Source organism: Mycoplasma sp. CSL7475-4 (assembly GCF_024834065.1).
Lineage (GTDB): Bacteria > Bacillota_I > Bacilli_A > Mycoplasmatales > Metamycoplasmataceae > Mycoplasmopsis.
On sequence record NZ_JANUYA010000009.1, the window covers coordinates 1 to 12,480 of the forward strand.

Here is a 12,480-nt window from a genome sequence, read left to right on the forward strand (position 1 = left end):
TTGATTTTATCAATGTAATCATTTAAGATTATTTCTTTGCTCATATTTTCTCCTTATTGATACGTTAGCTAGTTTTTATCTAATTAAAATTATATTATTCATAAATGTAATTATGAAATGAAATATCGGCCGTACAGATAATTAGACGAAATTTTATTGTCATTGTGACTGATGATTCATTAAGATCTGAATAGTTATCTATGTTTTTTAAATTGTGTCCATAAATGCAAAATACGCAACAAACTAAAAAATAAAAAAAGTGTCACAACAGAAGTTGTGACTGAAAAATATTTTTCTCGGCTTGTCCTCTCACAATATATCCCACTTCCAAGTCTCAACTGCGGCTGATTCCACTTGGCGATTCAGATATATTTTGTTATGCATATTATACACTTATATATAGAACTAATAAGAATTTATTTAACTTTTTTAAGCGTCATATAAGAAACAAAAAAGCCCTTTTGACAGACTTTTTATTGAATTGGGACTGATATTTTGCTAAAAATTCATATAGTTATCTATTTAAATTTTGCTATATAAATATTTTAAATTTTAAATAAACTCTTAATTAAAATTCATAACTAGAAAATTTTCAAAGCCCACAAACTCATCAATTTTTCCATTTTTAATGTCACGATCTAACTGTGCAAGTTCTTTAATCATTTTGTGTACTCTTTTTACACCAATTGTATTTAAAAGACCGTATACTTTTTTAACTCGGTATTGATTTAATTTTAATTCGTTCGCTACATCAATTAGACTTTTTTTAGCTTTACTAAAGCAATAAATTTGGTCTGCCAAAATTAATAATTGACTCAATTGCCCAATCAAATAACCGATTTGCGTACCTTCATTGAGTTTTTCTTTATATTTACGTCAAATTAAGTTGAAATTATCTTTCTCAAAACTATTGGCAAAGCCAAATGCGTCCTCTAAATAAATATTGCTAACTGTGTTTTCGATATTTTCAACACTGATATTAGGGTTTAAATTGATTAGTTTAATTAGCTCAAGATTAATTAAATATAAGTCATTAGGGACTTTTTTTAATAAAGCTTCGATCGCAAGGTTATTAATGTTGCCGCCAAGATGTTTAACCATTTGTGCTATTTGTTTATTTAATTCATTCTCTTGTATTGAGTTGGCATACAGCAGTGTTATATCTTTTTTGTTGAGAAAATTTGTAAATTCATTATTGACAATTTTTGTTTTTTGTTCAATATTATTATTGATAAAAATAATAATATCTTGAGTATTTGCATGCAATGCGTCCATTAAATTGCGCATTGCATGCAATGTGTTATTTTTGATTTTTTCTTCTAAATAAACGCAGTCATAAATAACAATAATGCGACTCGCGCCAAACAGATTATTTGCTGCCACGATATCAATTAGATCATTGACATTATTTTCCTCATTAAAATAATAATTAACTACTTCATGACCTTTATTTGAGTCTAATATCGATTCCAAATATTGATTAATAAAATATTTTTCGCTACCGTAGATTAAATACATGTCCTTATTATAATATATTGCCCACATTGACAAATTTATTTGTCAAAGAGTATAAAAAAATCAAACCCGTTAGGGTTTGAAAAATGATTATAGAGAGTCAACAAGTTTTTTGAATTCATCAACACGTGTTTTAGCGTATTTTGCAGTATCACCATTAATTAAATCTGGCATTTTTGTTCCGTTAACTTCAATAAAGTTTACTGATTTAGCACCTAAGAAATTAAATACAGAACGTAGTCATTTTACTTGGATTGAATCTACACCAGGTTGTTGTGGACCACCTTGTGATGTTACTAAAATTACATTTAGGTTTTTTAATAAACCAACTGGATTTCCGTCAGTTGATAATTTGTATGAGAATGATAAATCAGCGATTGAAATGGCGTCAATAAAGTTTTTAACTAATGATGGAACTGTAAAGTTAACTACTGTTGAAGATAATACTAATAAATCTGTTTCTTTTAGTTTATTAATTCAACCTGGTCCATCTACTTCGCCTCAGTATGTAGCAATGTTGCTTTGTGATAAAGGTGCTCTGTTAAATACTGAATCTGTTAGGTTGATTCTTTCTGGTTTGCCTAGTGCTTCGTGAAATTCGTTCATTAAAGCTGTTGTGTATGATGTTTCATTTGTGAAAAATGAACCATCGATAAAGATTGTTTTTTTCATAATATTTCCTTTCATATTTTTATATATATTGCTAATTATATATAACAATAAAAAACAATAAAAGCAAAAAAAACAATTTTTCGTCGTTTTTTTGCTTTTTTAACACTTTTTGCTTTTTTAGGGATTTTGGCAAAGAAAAAATACCCTAACGGGTATTAAATTAGATTAAGAAATAAATAATTCGTAAACTTCAGTACCTACTGTACCTTGTGCTTCTCTATTGCCGCTTCTAAAGAATCTAAATTTGATTTTGTAGTGTCCATCAACATTTTCAACATTAATATAACCACTATTTTGGGTGTATTCTTTAGATTTGCTTTGGTATGTTGGGCGATCAGCGTTAGCTACTGTGAAACCACTTGGTATATTTTCAAGTGTACCTAGCTTAATACCTTCAAAAGGTCTTTTACTTTCTGATTTACCATAAACGGTTGTAGCACCATCGTAAGTACTGATGAATACTTGTAAACCTGTACCTTTTTTAGGTGTTATTAAGTCAGCATCAACAATTGTTTTGCCTGGTGTAGGTCTAAATTGAACTTCTGAAAAATTTTCTTGATATTGTTCATATTGTAGTTGTTGTTTATCGCCTTGTGCTGAAGCAACTTCGCCGGCATTTTTAGTACCTTGTGTTGATAGAACAACTTTAGTTGCTGCTGTGTTTGCAGATGGCGTGTCAGAGTCAGTTTTTTTAACATTTTCATTAGTATTGTTGCACGAAACAACAAATGCTGACGAAGAAATAGTTGTTAAAACTGCTCCTAAGCCAATTAAAAATTTATTTTTCATATTATCTCCTAAGTTTTCACTTATATTATAAACTAAAAAGGTAATATTAAAAATTAAGCATCACCGATGCTGGCTCACATTGGTTATTTTTGCTTAATTTTTACTAATAATAATCTTCTAAATAAACTAAGTAAACACCTTCACGCTCAATACTTCATTCATAATTTGATTCGCGTAAATATTCCTCGACAATAACTTTTAAAACTCCCATGCCATTGCCTGTGATTATTTCAACAATCTCATACCCTTGCTCTTGAGCTTCAAAAAAAGCGAACTCAATTCGTGAAAGAGCTTGATTTATGTCGCAACCATGTAAGTCAATTCTATACATTTTCAACTTCCCCTTGGCAATTAGCACAATAATAAGTACCTCTACCACCTATTCAATATTTTTTAATTATAGACTGGCAACGATAACAGTGTTTTCTATCTCGTCCATGAACTTTCAATTCATTTTGGTATTTTCCTTTTTCGCCATTTAATGATGAGTAAGATTGAATTGAAGAACCGCCCATTAGTGTTGCTGTATGCATAATTTGGCCCGCATTTGTGACTAAATCTGCTAGATCTTGCTTACTCAATTTATTGGCAGGGGTAGAAGGATTAATTTTACTTAATCATAATGCTTCATTAGCATAAATATTACCAATACCTAAAATCAACTTTTGATCGAGTAAAATGTTTTTGATAGCCTGTGTTCTTTTTCTAATTTTTGAATAAAGTTCATCAATATTAGTTTCTAGTGGAACTTTTCCTAAATCTTTTAGTGGTTGTGTTGTATACAACTCACTTTTTGTTTTAAGATGAAAAGTGGCAAAGGCTCTGGCGTCATTGAAATATAAAACCCCATTGTTTAATCTAAACACGACATGGTCGTGAATTGTAGGCTGATGGTATTTATCATAGAATGCGTATTTACCAGTCATTCTTAAATGATTTAATATAAAAATTTCGTCACTTAACTCAATAATAATGTGTTTACCTAAATTGAAAATATTGTTAATAGTTTTATTTATAATTGCTTTTTTAAATTCACTTGCACTGGCGTTTTGAATTAGTTTTTCTTTATAAATTTCAACATCAATGATTGATGAGCCTTGAATGTAAGGTCTTAATTTATTAACTACAGTGGCAACTTCGGGCATTTCTGGCATAATTACTCCTTTACTAGCGCAAGCATACTGATTGCGGCGGTTTCGGCTCTTAAAATTCTTTTACCTAGAGAAATAAAGTGGATCTTATCGTTATTTAGTGCAATGCTTCACACTATTTCATCTTTGCTTAGACCGCCTTCAGGACCTACAATGATTAGCGAATTTGTTTGAATTGAGTTTATCTGGTGTTTAGAATCTAATTGCTCGTGGGCAATATAAATATTGTAATTTTTGTCAAGATATTGGGTTATTAACTCACGAAAAGATTGAACTTGTGTTATTTGCGGAATGATATTTCTAAATGATTGTTGTGCGGCCTCTTTAATTTTTGTTCTGTAGCGCACATATTTTTTTTCATTTTTAAAGTTGATCTCTAAATATTTACGATTGCTAAATTGTGAGAGCATCGGAATAATTGTTTTGACACCTAACTCAACTGCTTTTTCAATCATTCATTCAAATCTTTCGCCCTTGATGACTGGGGCTGCGAGTACAAGATCGCTTTGATATTCATGATTGAGTTCCACTTTTGCAATAATATCAGCTTGATTTGTGTCTTTGTTATAACGACAACGATAAAATTCGTTGTGATAATTTAGCAAAAACTCATCATCAAATAAACGAGCAACTTTTAAATGATGAAGCAAATCACTATCCAAAACGAACGAATTATTTATTTTTTGACTAACGAAAAAACGATGCATACAACTCCTTAAAATTTCTTTTATAATAATACCAAATTACCTATATAACCAGTATATAAAAAAACAGGCTAGGCCTGTTTAGTTTAATTGAAAATAGGAACTTGTGGTGAGTTTTTTTCTTCTTTTTCTTCTTCGTGAACATCGTTGTCAATTAGCAACATTTCTGAAGTAATATTGAATGCATTATCTACTTCATCGACTATTTCGGGTTGTGAGTTAATATTGTTTTGTGATAATTTAATATCCAAATTAGTAGTTGTATTTTTTTGTTTATTTCGATTATCTTCGGCCAAAACATAAGCAATTTTGATTGAACCCGCTTTGGCTTGACTATCTGTTTGAAATGCGGTTTTGAACAATAGATTTTCTTCGTCTAGGTTATAACGTTTAAATAGGCTTTTTCTAATTTCACTTATTTGATTACCAGTGGCATTATTTGATTCTATGTGCAATATCATTTGTGCAAAATGATCAGATTTAGTAATGAATTTAGCACGTTCAGCTTCATCAACAAGAGCATTCGCGACTGCATCTTTCTCATCAGCTTGGCCAGAAGAAATTAAAATTTGACCGCCGTGTAAAAACATGTTTTTTATTGTATTGAAATCAATGTTTGATTGCATTTTTTCAAAAATTATGTCAAATAATACATTCAGTGCATTATTGGCAATTAGGCCCGGTAGTTCTATTAAACTGGTCATTGGTAAATCTAAAGAATCGCTTAGGTCGCTGTAGTCGATTACCATATATGAATTTACAGATTCTTTTATATTTTGTAAACCTTGCAGTGCTTTTCTACGAACTGATTTACCGTAAATATCCTCGGAAGGCATTGAAATTATCGCTAATGTGGCAATATTCATTTGTTGTGCATATTGAGCGATGATTGGTGTAGCACCACTGCCTGTTCCGCCGCCAGCGCCAGCTGCTAAAATTAATAAATCAGTATCTTTAATAATATTTTTTATTAATTCTTCATTGTCTTCGACACATTGGGCGCCAATTCGTGGCTCACCTGCCGTGCCTTTAAATTGAACACCTTGGCCTAAATTTATTTGTTTAACGTTTTCATTACCGGAGAAATCTTTAATGTCAGTTTGTGCCTCAAAAAGCTCAATGTTTTGGTCTTGAAAAGAGAATAAGTTAATAATATTTCGTCCTTCTCCACCAATACCAATTATTTTTATTTTTATTTGGTTAGCATTTACTGACATAATCCTCCCTTATAATTTATGGTTAGTATTTTTATTAAAAAAAGCAAAAATTTTACTGAAAAAGTTGTAATTTTTCGCTTGTTCTTTTTCATACACATTTTGAGTTTGGGCTAAATCTAATTGTTGCGAATCATTAACCAAGGTTATAACTCCTAGATCAATATCATCAATATTGTGTCTTTGTGCCTCTTCATCATTGAATAGGGTTAAATTATTGAATTTGGCTTGCTCAAAAATGTTTTTGATAATTTTCGAACAATTACCTCTTAAAATAATTTGTTTGTTTTTGTCTATTCGTTTGATGTCAATAATTTTTTTTGCGATTAGACTAAAAGCTTTAGAGATAATTTTATATGTCTTTAAATTATCCGAACTTAAATTCGTATTTTTCATTAAATGATAATTAACAATATTCGCTTTTATGTACGCATTAATATTTTTTTTGTTTAGATAATTATTACCGCAGTGATGAATCAATGTATCGTAAATTGCTTCTCATGGGTTTATTTCACAATTAGCTTCTGCTAAATAGGAATTTTCATACTCAATAACATTCATCTTAGCATCAATAGATGAGTCAATAATCATTGCATCATTTTCAATGTTTTGTGTTTTAATTAAACATTCCAAGTCAATGAATTTTTGAAATACATTTATCTGGTTTTTGTGTAATAATTCAATAATTTTATTGTATAAATCTAAATTTTTATCTACACAATATCTCTTGTAATTAACGGTTATTTTCACACCTGTTTTACCAAGGGGAAAAGAAGTATATTCCTTAATATTTTGTCCTGTATCAACAATATAAGATGTCGGGATAATTTTGAAAAAAGAAAGGTCTTTTAATTGCAACACATTGTTTTTAATGTGCTCTTGAGCTGTTGAATCAATTATTGATTTTTGGTCAAAATTCAATTCATAGCTTTCGTTTTTTACACAAATATTTAGCAAATTATTTGTAAAAATTATTGATCATTTTAAAGGTGATTTTTTAATTGACTTGTTCTTTTTTATAAAAATTAGTAGATTTTTCAATATTTGGTCAATATCTTGACTGTTATTGTATGCATTTAAGGTTTTATGGATGGGGTTAAAATTTTCTCCATCACTTTTTATAATACTAATACCAACATTTTCTGTTGAAATTTTTATGTTTATTAAATATTGATGCATTTTAACCCCCTTTTTTTTATTTTAATTTTGTCAATACTCTCAGTTTAGCACTTCGAGAACGATTGTTTTCACTTAACTCATCGCTTGAAGGTTCATAGATTTTAACTTTATATTTTTTTTCTTCAGCAATGGGCATTTTGACTGGTAATTTAGATTTGATTAAATTACCAAAAAACTTTTTAACAATTCTATCTTCTATTGAATGAAAGGAAATGATGGCTAGATGAGAATTTGGTTTTAACAAGTTAATGCTTTTTTCTAACATGATACGCAATGATTCAAGCTCATTATTCACTTCGATGCGAATCGCTTGAAAAACTGCTTTACAAGGATTTTTTTCCTTGACAACAATTGCCGGCAAGGAGTTTCTGATAACATTAGCAAATTCTAATGTGGTATTGATTGGACGTTGTGCAACGATGGCCTTAGCAACTCGCGGAGCAAGCCTTACATCAGCGTTATCGTTTAAAATACGTACCAATTGTTTTTCATCATAGTTATTGATAATGTAATGAGCATCAAGTTCTTGTGAACGATTCATTCGCATATCTAGAGGCGCATTTTTGTTATAACTAAATCCTCTTTCGCCATTGTCTATTTGTGGTGAAGAAATTCCCAAGTCTGCAATAATCCCATCTACTTTGTCGATTCCAAGTTTTGCTAATTCTTCAGTAATATTTTGGAAGTCCGAATGAATTAAACTGAAATTGTGACTAATTTTACTCAAACGTTCACGACTTTTTTGTATCGCAAAATCGTCTTTGTCAAAACTAATCAAACGACCAGTAGTTAGTTTTTGCAAAATCGAACTAGAATGACCGCCCATCCCTAATGTTAAGTCGACATAGATGCCATCAGGTTTAATTTCTAATGCCTCTATCGATTCTTTCAACAGGACAGAATAGTGATTATCTTTTGTCATTATTCTCTCCTTTCATTAATGATTCAGCAGCCATTTGTAATTTCTCATCGCTAATAGATGCCTCGTAATCTTGATATTGTTCAAGTGATCATAATTCAACTAAATCACCTGTCCCTATAAAAACTACTTCCTTTTGGATAGCAGATTTTTCAAGTGCTAGTTTTGGTATGACAAAACGTGCTTGCGAATCTAATTCGATTTCGTAGGTGTGACCTAAAAATCAACGTTTAACAATTTTCGCATTGCGATCGAACATACTGGTAGATGTTAAACTTTGTTCAAGTTTTTCGTACTGTTGTTCGTTACGAATCTCGATGACATTTTCCATGCCGATTGTCAAATAAAATTTCGAACCTAAAGCGTCACGTAATTTTGCTGGCAATGCAACACGGTTTTTAACATCGATTGTACGTTCGTATTGTCCATACATACACTTCCCTCCACTATCCTCCACTATTTTACATTAATTATTGACCGCTTTCAATAATTTAATTTATTATTAAGTATCCAATATCTTCTGAAAAAATAAAAAAATGCATTTCCAGGTAAATTAATTACCAAAAATGCATTTTTTAAAATATGAAATTTTTCACAAAAAAGTAAGAAATTTTTAGTCCTTTTCGTTCATTAAACCAAAGACATGAGTAACATCATTTACTTTACCTAAAAAAGTAATTAAGTCGTCTTTTTGTAAAACACTAAATCCTGATGGCAGTATGGTCTGTGTTCCGCGTTTAATTAAGACAACACTAACTCCTTTTTCGACAAATTTACACTCTTTTAAAGTTTTGTTAATGTATTTAGATGAACTTAAATTTGTTGTCCCCATAACAAAACCATCTCCTAATTCTTGTAAATCCTTAGAATATTTAGCAAAGTTAGGGTTTGCCGCTAATAAAGCAGTTCTCACACCAGCTTCTTGTTCAGGTTTAATTATCACTTTGACACCTATTTGTTGTAAAACATTAGCATGACGCTCTGAATGAGCACGCGCAATAATATTGGTGATTTTCGATTCAATTAAAGCGGCCACAATTTCAATATTGTCATTTGTGGCAACAACAACTATGTCCATGTCTTCGACGCCAAGTGCTTTTAATGATTTTGTGTCTGCTGCGTCAGCTACAATTAAATTATTGACCGAATCGCGAAATGGCTTTAAATTAGTTTCATCTTTATCTACTACTAATAAAGATACTTTCATTGTTAATAATTGTTTAATTACAGCACTACCGAAACGTCCTGCCCCGATTACGCATATATTTTGGTTTTGTCACTTACTCATAATTCTCCTAAATGATATATGTCATTATACTATCAAATTATCATTAATACTATAATTTTAACAGGAAAATGTATTACAATATGGACATGAAAAAACCTAATCTTGCAAGTCGCTGACGAAATTCTAAATTTAGAACTAACTTTAGAAATTTTATCTATTGGTTGCGTCGCATCAGCCATTTAAGAATTATTTTTCTAACTTATTTAATAATTATCGTAGTTTCGAGCCTTGTACTCTATAGTCCTATTTCCCATAATAGTGATCAAAATATAACTTATATGGATGCAATATTCACAACTGCGTCAGCATTTAGTGATACCGGTTTGGTTACTAAAGCAAGTTGGAATACCTGGAATGCTTTTGGCCAAGCAGTAATTGCATTTTTAATTTTATCCGGTGGCATTGGCATATTTGCTCTAAAAATATTTTTCTTTAGTTTGATTTTTCCGCGAGCAAAAAAATCAATTAGTGAAATGGGCTTAGTAGCCCAGGAACGTGGTGGCGATAATTTTGGTCAAAATAAAAAAATCATCTTTCATTCAGTTGCTACTTTATTAATTGTTACTTTAATTGCTGGTTTTGGTCTAAGTTTTTATTTTTATCTAGCTAAACCTTCAGGCGCTGGCAATGTTGATTTTTATGGGAAATATCTTTCGCCGCAATATAATTGAAATTTAGCTTTTAGATATGGTTTTTTTCATACTATTTCAGCTTTAAATAATGCTGGCTTTGACATTATCGGCGACAATTCATTAATGGCTTATTACCACAATATTGATTTACAAGTTATGTTTGTAATCTTGTTCGTCATTGGTGGTTTAGGATTTCCGGTAATTTATGACTTTTTAAATTTCATAAAATTAAAAATCAAATACAGCAAACAAAACCGAAGATACAATTTTAAATTAATCACTAAATTGAGTGTGACAACATACGTTATTACAACTTTTATTGGTTTTTTTGCCTTATTAACTTTTGAATTATTGTCTAAAAAAGCTAACAATGTTAATTTTTGAAACATGACTCAATACGGCAATAAAGCGGAAAAAGTTTGACAAATGTTCTTTTTATCACTTTCTACCAGATCAGCTGGTTTTAGTACTATAAATTTAGCACAACTTTCAACAGGCAGCATCATTGTGCTTTCAATATTGATGTTTATTGGTGCTGGACCTGTTTCAACCGGTGGGGGTATTCGAACAACTACGATTGCGATTTTGATAATGTCTATGATTTCAAAAATTTTAGGTCGTCCTTCGGTGCGTTCATTCAAACGTCGCATTGATGATTCTACCGTTAAAATGAGTTCAATTGTGTTCTCAATTTCTGTATTCTTAGTTATTAGTTTCTCACTCATTTGTGCCACAAGTTTAAGCGATTATGGTGGTCAATTAGATTCAAATAATTTCAATTTTGCTCATATGTTGTTTGAAGTTTCTTCGGCCTTCGGTACTAGTGGTTTAACTGTTGGTGTGACATCAGGTTTAAACATTTTTTCAAAAATATTCATTATCCTAATTATGTTTATCGGACAATTCGGTATCAGCAGTACAGTTCTTGTTTGGGGTAATAATAAACGCAATTATGCCTACAAATATGACTATATTCACGAGGAGGTGATGATTGGATAAATTAATTCAGTTCCAAAAACTAAATATTCCTCAGTCAAAGATAGACATTTTTATTAAACGCGCAAATAATAAGTTTTGGAATATTTTTTGAGTAATTTGTGCAATATTACTCGTAATTGCCTTTGTTTTATTATTCGCACTTAAATCACTAATTCAAACAAATATATTGATTATTTCTTTGAGTGTATTGGCTGTTATGTTATTGTTCAATTCATTAGTTTTAAATTACATTCGTACTTGTTTATTATTTAAAAAAATTACTCAGCCAATAAAGAAAATTTGACCAAAACTAAAACCAAATCTTTTTTCTTTGCAATGAGACTTATGGTGAGGCATAAGTTTTCATAATCTCTTATATCGTCGAGCAAAAATAACTAAACCAGAACGAAAAAAAATTACTGAATTTTTTCAACAAATTCAGTAATTTTTTAAAACGAAATCTAAGTGAGCACAATATGCTATTAACTATTGTGAAATATTAATTTTTTTCAATAGAAACATTGAGAAAATTTTGTTATTCTCGACCAAAAAATAAATCTAATTTATTAGTGTGTTTTGACACGAAATAAATCTTCATTGACTATGTATAAAACAAAATAAATTAACACAAAAATCATTAAGCTAGGTCATAAGAACAAAGTTGCATGATTGAATTTTGGCGTATACGATGTATAGTGTCCATTAACTAGGAATAAAATAAGGGTTAATACAGAGAGAATTATTCCTATTGAAACTGTAATAACTACTGCTTTATGTTTATTTGCCACAATTATTTCACAGATAAATCAAAGAGATATAAATATTAAAATCGGTGGTATTATCTCACTTGCTCAACTAAAGCCTTCTATAAACGGATTTTTATTAAACGCAATCGGCTGATTATCTAAAAATGATATTATTATTGATCTTATCATTCCGATTGCGATTGTAAATGTTAAAACTATTAAATTAATAGTCATTTTGCTAGTATCTTTTAATTTTTTAAAAACCATGTTAATTTTTCTTTCCTAATATTCAAGATATTACTGCAGTGTCTAGTATTGTTCAACTGATAATTATTGCTATAAACAATATTAAAAAAACAGTAAAGAGTATTTGATATTTATTCATATTAGTACCTTTCTTAGTTATTTAGATCAATTTTATTGACCGATCTCGTGTAAATTTGCCAATTTTGATATTTGAAATCATATTGACACGTTCAATTGTTTAGTACTGATTTTTACTTAAATTTATATTGTCGTAATTATTACTCTCGGCAAATTATCACCGCAAAAGCACCTATTTAAAGTTAAAGAATTTATAATTTGTTGTTTACTGTGCTTAATTTGCTGTATGTAGAAATGATTACTGAACTTTTTAGTCGAGATATTGCATATTATTTTCCTTCCTTTATGATAATTTTATTCCCGTTGAAT

General features: G+C 30.0%; 13 protein-coding genes. 1 reads left to right on the forward strand and 12 read right to left on the reverse strand.

The window, feature by feature from the left end; all coding sequences use genetic code 4:
- Nucleotides 1-564: 564 nt before the first annotated feature.
- From holA to NXS15_RS03345, 11 genes are all read right to left on the reverse strand, one after another.
- Nucleotides 565-1,518, reverse strand: a complete 954-nt coding sequence (gene holA / locus NXS15_RS03295) for a DNA polymerase III subunit delta (RefSeq protein WP_259290441.1) — start codon at nucleotides 1,516-1,518, stop codon at nucleotides 565-567.
- Between the two features lie 87 nt (nucleotides 1,519-1,605).
- Nucleotides 1,606-2,187, reverse strand: coding sequence for an NAD(P)H-dependent oxidoreductase (locus NXS15_RS03300; protein WP_259290442.1), 582 nt, complete (start codon nucleotides 2,185-2,187; stop codon nucleotides 1,606-1,608).
- Between the two features lie 165 nt (nucleotides 2,188-2,352).
- On the reverse strand, nucleotides 2,353-2,976 hold the full coding sequence (locus tag NXS15_RS03305) for a variable surface lipoprotein (RefSeq protein WP_259290443.1): 624 nt from the start codon (nucleotides 2,974-2,976) through the stop codon (nucleotides 2,353-2,355).
- Between the two features lie 103 nt (nucleotides 2,977-3,079).
- A complete protein-coding gene (locus NXS15_RS03310) occupies nucleotides 3,080-3,307 on the reverse strand; it encodes a Smr/MutS family protein (protein WP_259290444.1) in 228 nt (75 codons plus the stop codon).
- The gene (mutM, locus tag NXS15_RS03315; protein WP_259290445.1) at nucleotides 3,300-4,130 is read right to left on the reverse strand and encodes a DNA-formamidopyrimidine glycosylase; all 831 of its coding nucleotides are present in this window, start codon (nucleotides 4,128-4,130) and stop codon (nucleotides 3,300-3,302) included. The genes NXS15_RS03310 and mutM overlap by 8 nt, the downstream gene beginning before the upstream one ends.
- Nucleotides 4,131-4,132: 2 nt before the next feature.
- Nucleotides 4,133-4,834, reverse strand: coding sequence for a 16S rRNA (uracil(1498)-N(3))-methyltransferase (locus tag NXS15_RS03320; protein ID WP_259290446.1), 702 nt, complete (start codon nucleotides 4,832-4,834; stop codon nucleotides 4,133-4,135).
- Nucleotides 4,835-4,917: 83 nt separating this feature from the next.
- Entirely contained in the window at nucleotides 4,918-6,048 is a 1,131-nt protein-coding gene (locus NXS15_RS03325; protein WP_259290447.1) for a hypothetical protein, read from the reverse strand.
- Nucleotides 6,049-6,057: 9 nt separating this feature from the next.
- Entirely contained in the window at nucleotides 6,058-7,224 is a 1,167-nt protein-coding gene (locus tag NXS15_RS03330; protein WP_259290448.1) for an MAG3720 family protein, read from the reverse strand.
- A gap of 16 nt (nucleotides 7,225-7,240) precedes the next feature.
- Complete coding sequence (gene rsmH / locus NXS15_RS03335; protein WP_259290449.1) at nucleotides 7,241-8,146, reverse strand: 16S rRNA (cytosine(1402)-N(4))-methyltransferase RsmH; 906 nt, start codon at nucleotides 8,144-8,146, stop codon at nucleotides 7,241-7,243.
- Nucleotides 8,133-8,576: a division/cell wall cluster transcriptional repressor MraZ gene (gene mraZ, locus NXS15_RS03340; RefSeq protein ID WP_259290450.1), complete on the reverse strand. Its 444-nt coding sequence runs from the start codon at nucleotides 8,574-8,576 to the stop codon at nucleotides 8,133-8,135. Before mraZ ends, rsmH begins: the two co-directional genes overlap by 14 nt.
- Before the next feature lie 180 nt (nucleotides 8,577-8,756).
- Complete coding sequence (locus NXS15_RS03345; RefSeq protein WP_259290451.1) at nucleotides 8,757-9,431, reverse strand: TrkA family potassium uptake protein; 675 nt, start codon at nucleotides 9,429-9,431, stop codon at nucleotides 8,757-8,759.
- An 86-nt stretch (nucleotides 9,432-9,517) separates the two neighbouring features.
- On the opposite strand from NXS15_RS03345, the gene NXS15_RS03350 reads away from it, so the two are divergent.
- Entirely contained in the window at nucleotides 9,518-11,062 is a 1,545-nt protein-coding gene (locus NXS15_RS03350; RefSeq protein WP_259290452.1) for a TrkH family potassium uptake protein, read from the forward strand.
- A 545-nt stretch (nucleotides 11,063-11,607) separates the two neighbouring features.
- Here the strand turns inward: NXS15_RS03350 and NXS15_RS03355 are convergent.
- Nucleotides 11,608-12,054, reverse strand: a complete 447-nt coding sequence (locus NXS15_RS03355; RefSeq protein WP_259290453.1) for a hypothetical protein — start codon at nucleotides 12,052-12,054, stop codon at nucleotides 11,608-11,610.
- Between the last annotated feature and the right edge of the window lie 426 nt (nucleotides 12,055-12,480).